General features: G+C 65.4%; 12 protein-coding genes. 6 read left to right on the plus strand and 6 right to left on the minus strand.

The window, feature by feature from the left end; genetic code table 11:
* Positions 1-33: 33 nt before the first annotated feature.
* A complete protein-coding gene (locus ABZ677_RS07135; RefSeq protein ID WP_358367750.1) occupies positions 34-540 on the minus strand; it encodes a 2'-5' RNA ligase family protein in 507 nt (168 codons plus the stop codon).
* A gap of 10 nt (positions 541-550) precedes the next feature.
* Here ABZ677_RS07135 and ABZ677_RS07140 point away from each other — a divergent pair, with 10 nt between their 5' ends.
* A complete protein-coding gene (locus ABZ677_RS07140; protein ID WP_358367843.1) occupies positions 551-1648 on the plus strand; it encodes an isocitrate/isopropylmalate family dehydrogenase in 1098 nt (365 codons plus the stop codon).
* Between the two features lie 15 nt (positions 1649-1663).
* On the opposite strand, the gene ABZ677_RS07145 is transcribed toward ABZ677_RS07140, so the two are convergent.
* Positions 1664-2491 carry a class I SAM-dependent methyltransferase gene (locus ABZ677_RS07145; RefSeq protein WP_037192652.1) on the minus strand — a complete coding sequence of 276 codons (828 nt, stop codon included), beginning with the start codon at positions 2489-2491 and terminating at the stop codon, positions 1664-1666.
* A gap of 215 nt (positions 2492-2706) precedes the next feature.
* Here ABZ677_RS07145 and rpsA point away from each other — a divergent pair, with 215 nt between their 5' ends.
* The gene (rpsA, locus tag ABZ677_RS07150; protein WP_027497255.1) at positions 2707-4185 is read left to right on the plus strand and encodes a 30S ribosomal protein S1; all 1479 of its coding nucleotides are present in this window, start codon (positions 2707-2709) and stop codon (positions 4183-4185) included.
* Between the two features lie 156 nt (positions 4186-4341).
* Here rpsA and ABZ677_RS07155 read toward each other — a convergent pair whose 3' ends face one another.
* Positions 4342-4551: a hypothetical protein gene (locus ABZ677_RS07155; RefSeq protein WP_032394307.1), complete on the minus strand. Its 210-nt coding sequence runs from the start codon at positions 4549-4551 to the stop codon at positions 4342-4344.
* Positions 4552-4680: 129 nt separating this feature from the next.
* On the opposite strand from ABZ677_RS07155, the gene coaE reads away from it, so the two are divergent.
* Positions 4681-5898, plus strand: coding sequence for a dephospho-CoA kinase (gene coaE / locus ABZ677_RS07160; protein ID WP_358367755.1), 1218 nt, complete (start codon positions 4681-4683; stop codon positions 5896-5898).
* A 16-nt stretch (positions 5899-5914) separates the two neighbouring features.
* Here the strand turns inward: coaE and ABZ677_RS07165 are convergent, their stop codons facing one another.
* Positions 5915-6460 carry a DUF402 domain-containing protein gene (locus tag ABZ677_RS07165; protein ID WP_037192648.1) on the minus strand — a complete coding sequence of 182 codons (546 nt, stop codon included), beginning with the start codon at positions 6458-6460 and terminating at the stop codon, positions 5915-5917.
* A gap of 77 nt (positions 6461-6537) precedes the next feature.
* Between ABZ677_RS07165 and uvrB the strand changes: the two genes are divergently transcribed.
* On the plus strand, positions 6538-8700 hold the full coding sequence (gene uvrB / locus ABZ677_RS07170; RefSeq protein ID WP_037192646.1) for an excinuclease ABC subunit UvrB: 2163 nt from the start codon (positions 6538-6540) through the stop codon (positions 8698-8700).
* 19 nt (positions 8701-8719) lie between these two features.
* Positions 8720-9586: a hypothetical protein gene (locus tag ABZ677_RS07175; RefSeq protein WP_037192644.1), complete on the plus strand. Its 867-nt coding sequence runs from the start codon at positions 8720-8722 to the stop codon at positions 9584-9586.
* 6 nt (positions 9587-9592) lie between these two features.
* On the opposite strand, the gene ABZ677_RS07180 is transcribed toward ABZ677_RS07175, so the two are convergent.
* Both ABZ677_RS07180 and ABZ677_RS07185 read right to left on the minus strand, forming a co-directional pair.
* Entirely contained in the window at positions 9593-10450 is an 858-nt protein-coding gene (locus ABZ677_RS07180; RefSeq protein WP_037192641.1) for an ABC transporter permease subunit, read from the minus strand.
* A complete protein-coding gene (locus ABZ677_RS07185) occupies positions 10447-13302 on the minus strand; it encodes an alpha/beta fold hydrolase (RefSeq protein WP_358367760.1) in 2856 nt (951 codons plus the stop codon). The genes ABZ677_RS07180 and ABZ677_RS07185 overlap by 4 nt, the downstream gene beginning before the upstream one ends.
* A gap of 182 nt (positions 13303-13484) precedes the next feature.
* Here ABZ677_RS07185 and ABZ677_RS07190 point away from each other — a divergent pair, with 182 nt between their 5' ends.
* Positions 13485-13937, plus strand: coding sequence for a universal stress protein (locus tag ABZ677_RS07190; protein ID WP_032378962.1), 453 nt, complete (start codon positions 13485-13487; stop codon positions 13935-13937).
* The last annotated feature ends 49 nt before the right edge of the window (positions 13938-13986 follow it).

The raw sequence follows: 13986 nt of genomic DNA on the forward strand, positions 1-13986 counted from the left end.
GTTCGGCGATTTCCGGTTCTGAGGTGCCCGGCCTCAGCCGATCCGCCATTCGCGCTTGGCCTCGCCGTCCCATCGGCGCAGCGCAACCGCAGATCCGACCAGATCGTCGACGTCGGCCGAGAGCAGGCGCACCGCCGCTCCTGCCTCCTCGGGCGTCAACCGTCGGGCCACCGTCACATGCGGTGTCCATCGGCCGGGTTCGAGGTGGTCGAGCGAACGTTCGCCCACGACCTCGTGCAGCCGTGCGTGCAGATCGAGCAACTCGCTCGACGGAACGACCAGTCGGGCCAGGGTGATCGCTCGCCCGCCGAACACGACGAGCCCTCCGAGACGCACATCGAACGGATCGAAGCGGACCGCATCGCCGTCATCCACCGCGGCCGGCATCGACGACGCCACCGCGACGGTGACGTGCGGGCGGTTCGACTCACCGCGGTGGCGGTTCTGGCTCGGGAGTCCAGCGTCGGACAGCGCCGCCCACTCGCGGCGCACCGCTGCGTCGAGGCCGGAGTCGAGGAGAAGTTCTGCGGACTGCACCATGGAGGCCATGATGTCTCAGACGGACGGTCCCCATGCAACGGCGCTACGGATCGGAGCCATGACCGGCGACGGCATCGGCCACGAGATCGTTCCCGCAACGATTCGGGTGGTCGACGCAGCCCTCGCAGCCGCCGGTGGACCGGCCGTCGACTGGGTGCACCTGCCGCTGGGGCTCGGTGCCATCGACGAGCACGGAACGCCGATACCCGACAGCACGTTGGAAGAACTGTCCGCACTCGAATGCTGGATTCTGGGACCACACGACAGCGCGTCGTATCCGGAACCGTTCCGATCGCAGTTGACCCCGGGCGGACGAATTCGCAAGAACTTCGACCTGTTCGCCAACATCCGGCCGGCGAAGGCACTGCCCGGCGTACGGGCGGTGTCCCCGCGGATGGACCTGGTGGTCGTGCGGGAGAACACCGAGGGGTTCTATGCCGATCGCAACATGTTCGTCGGCAGCGGGGAGTTCATGCCAACTCCCGATGTGGCTTTGGCGGTCGGAGTGTTCACGCGCGCGGCCTGCGAACGCATCGCACGTGAAGCGTTCTCGCTGGCCGAGCGACGCAGCAGGAAACTGACCATCGTGCACAAGACCAACGTCCTGTCGATGACGACGGGACTGTTCCGTGATGCATGCCGCGCGGTGGGAGAGCAGTTCCCGCACGTCGATGTGACGGAGGAGCACGTCGACGCGCTCGCGGCGCATCTGGTTCGGCGGGGCGAGGACTACGACGTCATCGTGGCCGAGAACATGTTCGGCGACATTCTGTCGGATCTGACGGGTGAGCTGTCCGGGTCGCTCGGCACCGCGCCGTCGATCAATTCCTCGGAAACGCAGGCGATGGCGCAGGCCTCGCACGGATCTGCCCCGGACATCGCAGGCAAGAACCGTGCCAATCCGACGGCGCTCTTCCTGTCGGCGGCGATGCTGCTCGAGTGGCTCGCGCCGCGGCATCGCGACGAACGGTTGGCCGCGGCCGCAGGCAGGATCCGACACGCTGTCGACGCCACGGTCGAATCCGGGGTCGCGACAGCCGACCTCGGCGGGCAGGCGTCGACCAGTGCGTTCACCGAGGCCGTCGAGGCCCGAGTTCACCGGCGCTGATCGCGGCGCTCTCGGTCAGAGCGGTTTGCGGCTGCTGAAGATCGCGGTGCCCGGAAAGAGTTGCCCGCGCAGTGGGCTCCACTGACCCCACTCACGGTCGAGCCACTCCGGCCAGTCCGGTTCGACGATGTCGCGCACCTCGAGACCTGCGGCGACCAGCTCGCGCACACGGTCACCGATCGTGCGGTGATGCTCTACGTAGTTCGGGGTCCCGTCGGCGTCGTACTCGACGTACGGGGTTCGATCGAAGTACGGAATCGTCGCGGTCAGACCGCCGACGCCGGGATCGTCGGGGAACACCCAGCGCATCGGATGATTGACCGCGAACACCCAGATCCCGCCCGGCCGCAGTACCCGCGCGACCTCCTTCATCACATTGGCGGAGTCCGCGACGAACGGCACCGCCCCGAAGGCCGAGCAGACGATGTCGAACCGCTCGTCGCCGAACGGTAAGGACTCGGCACTGGCCTGGACCAGCGGAACCGTCGATCCGCCCGTGTTCATCGCGTCGACGCCGCGCTGCAACATGCCCATCGAGATGTCGAGGCCGACGGCGTGCGCACCCTGAGCTCCGAGCCAGCGGGCGCACGGTGCGCTGCCGCAGCCCACTTCGAGGACGTCCTTGCCCACGACGTCACCGAGCAGATGGACGTCGCCCTCGTGCAGTCCCTCCGGGCACCAGACGAACTCCCCGGATTCGGTCGTCACGCCGAGAAACGCGCCGTGGGTACGGTGGTAGTTGTCGGCGTCGGAATCCCACCAGAGACGACTCGCACGGTCGCTGGCGACCGAATCGATTCGGCCGCGGCCGGGAGTGGACGACGGTGTGGAAAGATCGGTCACACGCCGACTCTAACCGGGTTTGTGCTGGTACTGCGGCATCGCGTACCCTGTTCAACGCGAGTGTGTTCATGCTGCGCCCAGGTCGGGTTCTCTCGACGTCGGCGCATACGGATCCGTCAACGGATTCGCCGAAGATGCTCGTGTTGCACACGTTTCACCAAGTCCGACCGAACATCCATCAACCGATACCCAACCCGTCCGGAGCAACTCAACACATGCCCTCAACCACAACCTCACCGCAGGTAGCCGTCAACGATATCGGCTCCGCAGAGGATTTTCTCGCCGCCATCGACGCCACGATCAAGTACTTCAACGATGGTGACATCGTCGAGGGCACCATCGTCAAGGTCGATCGTGACGAGGTTCTACTCGACATCGGTTACAAGACCGAAGGCGTCATTCCTTCCCGCGAGCTCTCCATCAAGCACGACGTCGACCCCAACGAGGTCGTCTCCGTGGGAGATGAGATCGAAGCACTCGTCCTCACCAAGGAGGACAAGGAAGGCCGTCTGATCCTGTCCAAGAAGCGAGCTCAGTACGAGCGCGCTTGGGGCACGATCGAGGAGCTCAAGGAGAAGGACGAGGCCGTCAAGGGCACCGTCATCGAGGTCGTCAAGGGTGGACTCATCCTCGACATCGGTCTTCGTGGCTTCCTTCCCGCCTCGCTCGTCGAGATGCGTCGCGTCCGCGATCTCCAGCCGTACGTCGGCAAGGAGATCGAGGCCAAGATCATCGAGCTCGACAAGAACCGCAACAACGTGGTCCTGTCGCGCCGCGCATGGCTCGAGCAGACCCAGTCCGAGGTCCGCAGCGAGTTCCTGCACCAGCTTCAGAAGGGCCAGGTCCGCAAGGGCGTCGTGTCCTCCATCGTCAACTTCGGTGCCTTCGTGGACCTGGGTGGCGTCGACGGACTCGTGCACGTCTCCGAGCTGTCCTGGAAGCACATCGATCACCCGTCCGAGGTTGTCGAGGTCGGCACCGAGGTCACCGTCGAGGTTCTCGACGTCGACCTGGACCGCGAGCGTGTTTCCCTGTCGCTCAAGGCAACTCAGGAAGATCCGTGGCGCCAGTTCGCTCGCACCCACGCGATCGGCCAGATCGTGCCCGGCAAGGTCACCAAGCTGGTTCCCTTCGGTGCATTCGTGCGCGTCGAAGAGGGCATCGAGGGCCTCGTGCACATCTCCGAGCTGGCCGAGCGCCACGTGGAGGTTCCGGACCAGGTCGTGGGTGTCGGCGACGACGCACTCGTCAAGGTCATCGACATCGATCTCGAGCGTCGCCGGATTTCGTTGAGCCTCAAGCAGGCCAACGAGGATTACGCAGAAGAGTTCGATCCGTCCAAGTACGGCATGGCCGACTCGTACGACGAGGGTGGCAACTACATCTTCCCCGAGGGCTTCGACTCCGAGACCAACGAATGGCTCGAAGGTTACGAGAAGCAGCGTGAAGAGTGGGAAGGTCGCTACGCCGAGGCAGAGCGTCGCCACAAGATGCACACCGCTCAGATGGAGAAGACGGCCAAGGACGAAGCTGCCGAAGCCGCCAACACCAACTACTCCTCCGAGTCGGGTCAGGCCCCCGCCGATGCAGAAGGCGACGCTCCCGCAGCGTCGGCTCCGGCCTCGACCGGTGGATCGCTGGCCAGCGATGCGCAGCTCGCTGCACTTCGCGAGAAGCTGTCGGGCAACGCCTGATAGAAGTGGTCCACCCGTGAGGGTGTGACACCGAGCCCCGGTTCTCCACGTGAGAACCGGGGCTTTCTCGTTCGAATCAGGTGAGCAGAGAACGTGCGGACACGACAATGGACCCGGTTCGGATGAACCGGGCCCATGGTGGAGGGGGAGTGCGAACTACGCGGCGGTGGCTGGACTCCACTGGCCGACGCTCTCCGTGCGCTTGCGCATGGTGGCGAAGCTGTGGCGGGCGGGGGTCAGGAGGTTGGTGAACCAGTTACGCCGGTGGTCGGCCAACGCCGAGGCAACTTCCGGGATGAGAATGCAATGAACGCCTGCATCCATGCCAAGGCGGTGCCGACCCGGTTGGATCTGATTGCTTCGCATGGGTGTCCTTTTCAATAGCTGTGGGTCGGCACATCGAGGTCGCGCTCGTCGAAGATAACCGACCGGCCTCCGAAACCGGTGCATTTGAGGCTGGTGTGCTTCGGCGTGTTCGAGTGTCAGACTGGGTGCATGCTGAGACTGGGACTGACCGGTGGAATAGGTGCCGGAAAATCGACCGTTGCCAAGGTGCTGACCGAACTCGGGGGAGTGCTCGTCGACTCCGATGTACTTGCCCGTGAAGTCGTGGAGCTGGGAACACCTGGGCTGCAACGCCTGACGGATACCTTCGGAGCCGACATACTCGCACCCGATGGCTCGCTCGACCGTCCGGCCTTGGCGGCCAAAGCATTCGGCGACGAGGAATCCCGCAAGAAACTCAACGCGATCGTTCATCCGTTGGTCGGTGAACGCACCGCCGAGATCATCGACGGAGCAGCATCGGATGCCGTAGTGGTGCAAGACATTCCGCTCCTCGTCGAGGGATCGATGGGCCCGTTCTTCCACCTCGTGGTCATCGTGTGGGTCGACGCCGAGGAGCGGGTGCGTCGTCTCACGGGACAGCGAGGTATGCCCGAGGCCGACGCTCGCGCGCGTATCGCAGCGCAGGCAACCGATGATGCGCGCCGAGCCGCGGCAGACGTGTGGATCGACAACACCGGTGAGCCGGGCAGCGTCGACGACGTCGTCCGGGCCCTGTGGAACGACCGTCTGATTCCCTTCGAGCGCAACATCAGGGAGGGAGTCATCGCGCGTGTTCATCCGGAACAGGTGACGGCCGACCCTACGTGGGAGTTGCAGGCCCGACGCATCATCTCGCGCCTGGCCCTGGCCTGCGCGGACAAAGCGGTCCGAATCGATCACATCGGATCCACCGCAGTGCCCGGCCTCGACGCCAAGGATGTCATCGACATTCAGATCACCGTGCGAGGCCTCGACGACGCTGATTCCGTCGCCGAGCAGCTGCGTGTGGCGGGGTTCCCCCGACGAGAGGCGAGCAACTTCGACCATCCGAAGCCCGCGTACGGAATCGGCGGCGAAGCGGATCCGGCCGTGTGGGCCAAGCGTTTTCACGGCAGCGCGGACCCCGGCCGGCCGGCGAACGTGCACATCCGGGTGGACGGCTGGCCGAATCAGACATTCGCACTACTGTTCCGTGACTGGCTGCGGGCGGACGACAGCATCACGACCGAGTACGCCGGAATCAAGCGACGCGCCTCCGAGGCCGCTGCCGGAATCACCGACTTCCGATCGGCGATCGAGGCCTACGAGAACGCGAAGGCCCCATGGTTCGATGTGGCATACCGTCGGGCATGGCAGTGGGCGGAGCAGTCGAACTGGACCGCGTGAATCGGGGTCGACCGACTCAGGACGGCTTGCCGTTCCACTCGGTGGGCATTCCGACGGATGCGAGCCACGCGTTCAGGTCGTAGTCGTGCCGCGTCAGTCCTTCGATGGCCGTGATAGATCTGGCCAGCGCGAGCTCGGCCGTCGGGGTGTCGAGGTGTTGCGCCACCCGAGCGTCGAACAGTTCGTCGACGTCCAACAGGTCGTAATCACGGCCGGTGCGGACACTGAGGTCGAGATAGTGGTCGACGGACGTCCACTCGGTGGTGCCGGCGGTGTACTCGCCGATGTCGACGTAGTAGTCCTGGTCCCTCGCGTGAGCCGGCAGGTAATGGAACACCGAGGCGCGGAGCCCGAGAGCGGGCAGTAGCCAGGACTCGAGGTAGTCGAAGTGGGCATGGTCCGAGGGTCGGGCCATGTACAACCCCCACGGCTCGACGCGGTATTCGTCGACGACACGGACGAACCCCTTGGGATCCACGTTCGTCTTGGCGACGAGGTCGAACGTCTCGTGCTTGGGGGCATGAACGACGGCGTGCGCACCGGCTGACGTGTGAGCGACCATGCCTGTAGAAGCTACCGGGAACGACGTCCTGGGTCTGCCCGACGGAACTTGTCGGTGGTCGCGTCTACGCTTGTGTAATGGCGTTTGCATCCGAACATCCCGTTGTCGCGCACTCCGAACACCGTCCGGTGGGTGCCATCGAGCGCACCGGACCGGCGTTCGAGGTCGTCAGCGAACACGTGCCGGCCGGCGATCAGCCGACCGCCATCGCCGAGCTCGAACGGCGGATCAAGGCGGACGAGAAGGACGTCGTTCTTCTCGGTGCCACGGGTACCGGTAAATCGGCCACCACGGCCTGGCTCATCGAGAAGCTGCAGCGCCCCACTCTGGTGATGGCACCGAACAAGACTCTGGCTGCGCAGTTGGCGAACGAGCTGCGAGACATGTTGCCCAACAACGCAGTCGAGTACTTCGTCTCCTACTACGACTACTACCAGCCCGAGGCGTACATCGCGCAGACCGATACCTACATCGAGAAGGACTCGTCCATCAACGACGACGTCGAGCGGCTGCGGCACTCGGCGACGGCATCTCTGCTCTCGCGCCGCGACGTGGTCGTGGTGGCGTCGGTGTCGTGCATCTACGGTCTCGGTACCCCGCAGTCGTACGTCGATCGGTCGATCGAGCTGGAGGTCAACGTCGAAGTACAGCGTGACGCGCTGCTGAGGCTGCTGGTGGACGTGCAGTACACCCGCAACGACATGGCCTTCACCCGCGGATCGTTCCGGGTTCGCGGTGACACCGTCGAGATCATTCCGTCCTACGAGGAACTGGCGATTCGCATCGAGTTCTTCGGCGACGAGATCGAGGCGCTGTACTACCTCCATCCGCTCACCGGCGACATCGTTCGGCAGGTGGATTCGGTGCGCATCTTCCCGGCCACCCACTACGTTGCCGGTCCGGAGCGGATGGAGCGAGCCGTCAAGGACATCGAAGCCGAACTCGAAGGTCGGCTCGCCGAGCTGGAGGGCAAAGGAAAGCTGCTCGAGGCGCAGCGGCTTCGGATGCGGACGCAATACGACCTGGAGATGATCAAGCAGGTCGGGTTCTGCTCGGGCATCGAGAACTACTCGCGGCACATCGACGGCCGTGGGGCGGGCACTGCGCCCGCAACGCTGATCGATTACTTTCCCGAGGACTTTCTGCTCGTCATCGACGAGTCTCACGTGACGGTGCCGCAGATCGGGGCGATGTACGAGGGCGACATGTCGCGCAAGCGCAACCTCGTCGACTTCGGGTTCCGCCTGCCGTCCGCGACCGACAACCGACCGTTGACGTGGGAGGAGTTCACTCAGCGGATCGGTCAGACGGTCTACCTCTCGGCAACTCCGGGGAAGTACGAGCTGGGGCAGACCGGGGGAGAGTTCGTCGAACAGGTGATTCGTCCGACCGGACTCGTCGATCCCCAGGTCGTCATCAAACCGACCAAGGGCCAGATCGACGACCTGGTCCACCAGATCCGGGAACGCGCGGAGAAGGACGAGCGTGTGCTGGTGACCACGCTGACCAAGAAGATGTCGGAGGATCTGACCGACTACCTGCTCGAACTGGGCATTCGTGTCCGCTACCTGCACTCCGACATCGACACGCTGCGCCGCGTCGAACTGCTCCGGCAACTCCGGCTGGGGGAGTACGACGTACTGGTGGGCATCAACCTGCTCCGTGAGGGTCTCGACCTGCCCGAAGTCTCGTTGGTGGCGATTCTCGACGCCGACAAGGAAGGCTTCCTCCGCAGCGGTACCAGCCTCATCCAGACCATCGGACGTGCCGCCCGAAACGTCTCCGGTGAAGTCCACATGTACGCGGACAAGATGACCGACTCCATGACCTACGCGATCGAGGAAACCGAACGTCGGCGCGAGAAGCAGATCGCGTACAACAAGGAAAGAGGCGTCGATCCTCAGCCGCTGCGCAAGAAGATCGCCGACATCCTCGACCAGGTGTACCAGGAAGCCGAGGACACCGAGTCGGTCGTGGAGGTCGGTGGGTCCGGTCGCAACGCCAGCCGGGGTCGACGCGCGCAGGGCGAGGCGGGCCGGTCGGTCAGCACCGGGGTGTACGAGGGCCAGGACGTGTCGTCGATGCCGCGCGCCGAACTGGCCGATCTGATCAAGAACATGACCGATCAGATGATGAACGCCGCACGCGAGCTCAAGTTCGAGCTCGCCGGCCGACTGCGCGACGAGATCCAGGACCTGAAGAAGGAACTGCGCGGGATGGATGCGGCCGGCCTCAAATAGGTTCGGATACGGTTCAGCGATGGACGCAACCACCGCAGGCCGCACCTCTCGCGCGCTCGAACTGATCCACTCGATGACCTATTTCCTTCCGGAGACGCAGGACGCACTCGTCGCCACCGGGTTGCCGCCGCGGGCCTGCTACTTCGCGGGCCGGGCAGCGCCTCTGGGCCGGGTCGGTGCAGGTGTCGTCACCGCGACGTTCTACAACTTCAACCGAGAGCTGGTGGCGCCGCTCATCCCGGCCGCCTGGGACATCGCATCACCCGACGAGATCATGGCCATCCGGTACGCCACTCTCGATGCCGCCTTCGGTCGATTGCTCGGCCCGGAGGTTCTCACGTCAACGGACATGGCCGAGGCCGCCGACCTGGCATCGATCGCGGCCCGTGGAATTCCCGGTGACGACGGTCGACCCCTGTACGCCGCGTACGCCGAGCTCGACTGGCCGACGGCTCCGCACCTGGTGCTGTGGCACGCCCTGACTCTGATCCGCGAATACCGCGGTGACGGCCACATCGCGGCGCTGCAGACGGCGGGCCTGAGCGGTCTCGAAGCGCTCATCACCCATACCGCCACCGGCTACGGCTTCGAGAAGGAGTTCGCGCGCAAGCGTCGCGGATGGTCGACCGAGCAGTGGGACGGGGCGGTCGCGTCTCTGGCCGACCGAGAGTTGCTCTCGTCCGACGGTGCGCTGACCCAGGACGGGAAGGATCTCCGTACGTTGGTCGAGGACATCACCAACGACCTCGCAGTTGCACCGTGGGCCGCCCTCGGCGAGGACGGTGCCGCTCGGCTGGTTTCGCTCGCGACGCCGTGGCGCGAGACGATCGTCGGTGCGGGCGTCATTCCCGAGGGTGTCTTCGGGCCCGCAATCAAGAAGAAGTAGGCCGCCTCAGCTGGTGATGTCCTTGGTGCCGAAACGTCGCCACGCGATCAACCCGAACACGGCTGCGTACGTGATGGCCGAGAACGAGCCGACCACCATGTCGTTCCAGTCGATGCTCGTGCCGAAAGCGTCGATCCAGGAATTGGCGTAGTGCCCGGGCAGGTAGTTGCGGAGTGATCCCAGTGCCGTGATCTGATCGAGAATCTGCATCAGAATCGACGTCATCACGGCGCCGCCGACGGCCCCGAGAGGGGCGTCGGTGAGCACCGACAGCAGCATCGCGAGGCCCGCGACCCACAGCAGGTTGATCCCGATGTAGGCGACCGCGATCAGCAGCCGTACCAGCGAGGTGCCGTAGGGCAGTCCTTCACCCAGCGGGGTGATCAGCGACTCCGCGCCGTACATCACGGTGCCGATCAACAGTGACACCCCGACGAGCACCAGGATCGCAACACTGGACAGCGTCGCCGACACCAGCGCCTTCTGCGTCAGCAGACGACTCCTGGGCACGGGAATGGCCAGCAGGTACCGCAGGCTCGACCACGAGGCTTCGCTTGCCACCGAGTCGCCGAAGAATAGGGCCACCACCACGATCAGCAGAAAGCCCACCGACATGAACAGAGCGAAGACCGTGAAGTTCATGCCACCGCGGGTGCCGAGCTCGATGAGCCCATCGGCATCCGAGTCCGCACTCGAGCTGCCGACGGTGAAGGCGATGGCCAGGATCACCGGAAGCAGGGCGAGGAAGCCGATGGCCAGCTGAGTGCGGCGACGTCCCAGTTGCCTGCGCAACTCGGTACGGAACGGCAAGGTGCTACTGCCGGTGTACCCGGCAGCGCGCCCGTCTGCGTGTGTGGTGCTCATGAGCGATCCTTGCTGGTGTCGGACCCGGGGGTGTCTCGGTGGACGAGGTCGAGGAACACGTCTTCGAGACGCGTCGACTGCGAGAATCCGCGTACCGAGATCCCCGCGGTGACGAGCTCCCTGATCACGACGGCGGCATCCGCATCGGTCAGGTCGACGGTCACCGTGCCGTCGTCGACGATCACCGCGCCGTCGTGGCCGGAGGCACCCAGCACCGACTGCGCGCGGGTGGCGTCGTCGACCCTGATCTCCGTTTGTCCTCCTGCCGCGGTCAGTTCGCGGACAGTGCCCGAACTGATCACCGATCCGCGATTCATGACGACCACGTGGGTGCAGGTCTGCTCCACCTCGGCGAGGAGATGGCTCGACACCAACACGGTTCGTCCGGTTTTCGCGTAGTTGATCAGCACGTCGCGCATCGTCCTGATCTGCGGTGGGTCGAGTCCGTTGGTCGGCTCGTCCAGGACCATCAGATCCGGCAGCCCCAGCATGGCCTGCGCGATCGCGAGCCGCTGCCGCATGCCTTGGCTGTACGACTTGACCTTGCGTTCGATCGCCGTGCCGAGGTCGGCGATCTCCAGGGCTTCCTCGAGATGAGCGTCCTCGATCGGGCGACCGGTCGCTTCCCAGTACAGCCGCAAATTCTGTGTTCCGGTCAGGTGCGGCAGGAAGCCGGATCCCTCGACGAAGGAGCCCAACCTGGACAGCACCGGGGCCCCAGGCGTCACCTTGTGGCCGAAGACCCTGATGTCGCCGCCGGTGGGAGTGATCAGGCCCATCAACATGCGCAGGGTGGTGGTCTTTCCTGCACCGTTGGGCCCGAGGAGACCGAGAACCTGGCCCTGCTTCACCTCGAAGCTGACGCCGTCGACCGCGCGGAAGCCGTTGGAGTACGTCTTGGCCAGATCGGTGATCACCAGGGGAGTGTCGATCAGACTCTCGTCCACTTCGGCGACCGCGCGGCGTCTGGTCCGCACGACTCCGGCCACGATCGCACCGGCGACCGCGAGCAGCACGACCCCGATGCCGATCAGCGGTGGCACCGGAACGGTGCTGTTGGAGCTCTCTTCTGCGGGGACGGTGGGCAACGCGATGGTGTTGTCGGTCATGGCCACGCTGAACTGGGCCGGTTCGAGCGGTACGGCGTAAGCCTGATCCGTGGTGGAGATGCTCAGTTCGAGGCGATGACCCTGCTGGACGGTGTAGCTGATGCCAGGCAGCGCAACGGTGACGTCGACGGGGTCGATGCCCTCGGTGGTCGGCAGGCGGATCGCCGAGACCGCACCACCCGGAAGTGTTCTCGTGCCGTTCGGCGCGACGTCGTAGAGCTTCGCGAACAGAACGGCTTGATCGGGTGCGGCCAGAGACGCCACGCGCAGGTTCACTCGCGGGGCACCGGTGATCGTCACGGACGTATCGACGGGATCGCTGGTGAACGTTGCCGATTGGCCTGGCAGGTCCGCGGTCAGGGCTGCTCCGGCCCCGGTCGATCCGAGAGTCGAGAGCACCGAGCCCAAACCGGGTACCGACGAGATCGCCGACGGGGACGCTCCGGGCGGACGAATGATCGACTGGTTCTCCGCAGCGGGAGTGAACGTCACCGATCGGGTCCGGGTGGGTTCGGAGTCGTCGGTCAGCCCCGGGTAGTCGGGAGCTGTCATGCGGCGGTTGCGGTCGCCGCCGCGCTCGTCGGCTGCCCGCTGAGTGGAGTAGACGAACGGCTCGGTGCCGGTACCGGCATCGGTGTCGATGTCACGCAACGTCGTGTCGAAGAAGTCGGCGATGGCCTGATCGCTCGTGCTGTCCGTTCCGCCGGCGTCGTGGCCGCCGTCGAACCATCGCACGGTGACGTTCCCACCGGCCGCCGCGATCTGACGCGCCGTCGCATCGGCCTGATCCAGACCGAACAGCGTGTCCTGGGTGCCCTGCACCAACAGGGTCGGTGCCATGATGTTCGACGCCACCGCGATCGGCGAGTGGGCCGTGAGCAGATCGAGGAGTTCTTGGCTGGGAATCCCGGTCACCGCGGATTGGGTGTAGGCGTCGCAGAATTCGGGTGCGAACCGTCCGCAGGCCGAGGTGCCCTCGGCGGTACCGGAATCGGTCCCGTCGTCGCCGCTGCCGTCGGGCGCTGCACTGGCTGCGCCCACTCCGAAGAACACTCCGGCCCAGCCGCGCTTGAGGACACCGGGTCCGCCGTATTCGGCAGCTGCGGGAGTGACGATGTCGCCGAGAGCTTCTCGGCCCTCGGCGGAGGTGACGCCGTAGTTGGGGAACAGGGCCTGACCCAGGTCGTTCCAGGTGATCGCTGCGGCTATCGAATCGATCCGTGGGTCGGTGCCGCCTGCGCTCAGTGCCAGTGCGCCGCCGTACGATCCGCCGGCGACACCGACGTGCGGGTCACCGGGAGCGTCGAGTTCCACCTCCGGTTGTTCGGCGAGCCAGTCGATGAGTCCACGGGCATCGGCGACCTCACGATCGGGGTCGTTGAGCGAGATCGAACCCGTGCTGTCGCCGAACCCGCGTGCGCTGTAGGCGAGCACGGTGTAACCGCGCGCCGCGAGGTCACGTGCCTCACCGTCGACCGAGTCCTTGCTGCCGCCGAAGCCGTGGGCGAGCAGCACCGTCGGCGCGGGGGTGACGGCGGGGGCGTAGAGCCGTGCGTCGATGTCGACGGTGCCCGTCGACCCGGGGCTGTCCGGTAGCGTGATGCGCGCATCACGCGTGGATGTGTCGGCGCTCGAATCCTGGGGGAGGACTACGAATGCGAGAGCGGCTACCGCCAGAACTGCAATCACTGCGGCACCGACGGTCATGGCCCGTCTCGACAGTGGCGGGCGGGGAATCGGCATGCAAACCAATGTATGTGAGTGGCGCGGATCGTGTTGTTCCCCAAGTTCACGTGCCGATCGGCCGCTTGCGGCTAATGTCAGCGAATCAGTCCCCGGACCACGTCTTTCGGTCCTGTGACTTGCACCAATCGAGTTGGACCAGAAGTGTCACATCTGTGTGTGACCGACAAATGGAGGAATGAATGAGCGCCTACCGCACCGTCGTCGTCGGGACCGATGGCTCCGAATCGTCACTGCGGGCAGTGGAGAAGGCCGCGGCTCTGGCAGGAGACGCCGATGCCACCCTGGTGATCGCCTGCGCGTACTACCCGGCCGATCCGAAGGACACGTCCGCTGCCGCCGACGCATTGCGCGAAGACGCCTACCAGATCACCGGATCGGCACCGACGCGTGAGATTCTGCGCACCGCGCGCGAGCACGCCACCAAGGCCGGTGCGAAGAACATCGAGGAGAAGGCGATCGTCGGTGCTCCCGTCGAGTCGCTGCTGGCACTCGTGGACGAGGTCAAGGGCGACCTCCTCGTCGTGGGTAACCGCGGCCTGAACTCGTTGACGGGCCGCCTGCTGGGATCGGTCCCGTCGGACGCCGCTCGCAAGTCCACCTGCGACGTTCTGATCGTGCACACCGTCCGCTGATTTCACCCCCGCTCGAGCAACGGCCCGCTCCGTCGAATCGACGGAGCGG

The organism is Rhodococcus sp. NPDC006774 (assembly GCF_040636045.1).
Lineage (GTDB): Bacteria > Actinomycetota > Actinomycetes > Mycobacteriales > Mycobacteriaceae > Rhodococcoides.

What these genes read in the sequence shown, in the direction of transcription:
- uvrB (WP_037192646.1), top strand. Translation starts at nt 6,538, where the DNA reads ATGGCGTTTGCATCCGAACATCCCGTTGTCGCGCACTCCGAACACCGT.
- ABZ677_RS07180 (WP_037192641.1), bottom strand. Translation starts at nt 10,450, where the DNA reads ATGAGCACCACACACGCAGACGGGCGCGCTGCCGGGTACACCGGCAGT.
- ABZ677_RS07140 (WP_358367843.1), top strand. Translation starts at nt 551, where the DNA reads ATGTCTCAGACGGACGGTCCCCATGCAACGGCGCTACGGATCGGAGCC.
- ABZ677_RS07190 (WP_032378962.1), top strand. Translation starts at nt 13,485, where the DNA reads ATGAGCGCCTACCGCACCGTCGTCGTCGGGACCGATGGCTCCGAATCG.
- ABZ677_RS07175 (WP_037192644.1), top strand. Translation starts at nt 8,720, where the DNA reads ATGGACGCAACCACCGCAGGCCGCACCTCTCGCGCGCTCGAACTGATC.
- ABZ677_RS07185 (WP_358367760.1), bottom strand. Translation starts at nt 13,302, where the DNA reads ATGCCGATTCCCCGCCCGCCACTGTCGAGACGGGCCATGACCGTCGGT.
- ABZ677_RS07135 (WP_358367750.1), bottom strand. Translation starts at nt 540, where the DNA reads ATGGTGCAGTCCGCAGAACTTCTCCTCGACTCCGGCCTCGACGCAGCG.
- coaE (WP_358367755.1), top strand. Translation starts at nt 4,681, where the DNA reads ATGCTGAGACTGGGACTGACCGGTGGAATAGGTGCCGGAAAATCGACC.
- ABZ677_RS07155 (WP_032394307.1), bottom strand. Translation starts at nt 4,551, where the DNA reads ATGCGAAGCAATCAGATCCAACCGGGTCGGCACCGCCTTGGCATGGAT.
- rpsA (WP_027497255.1), top strand. Translation starts at nt 2,707, where the DNA reads ATGCCCTCAACCACAACCTCACCGCAGGTAGCCGTCAACGATATCGGC.
- ABZ677_RS07165 (WP_037192648.1), bottom strand. Translation starts at nt 6,460, where the DNA reads ATGGTCGCTCACACGTCAGCCGGTGCGCACGCCGTCGTTCATGCCCCC.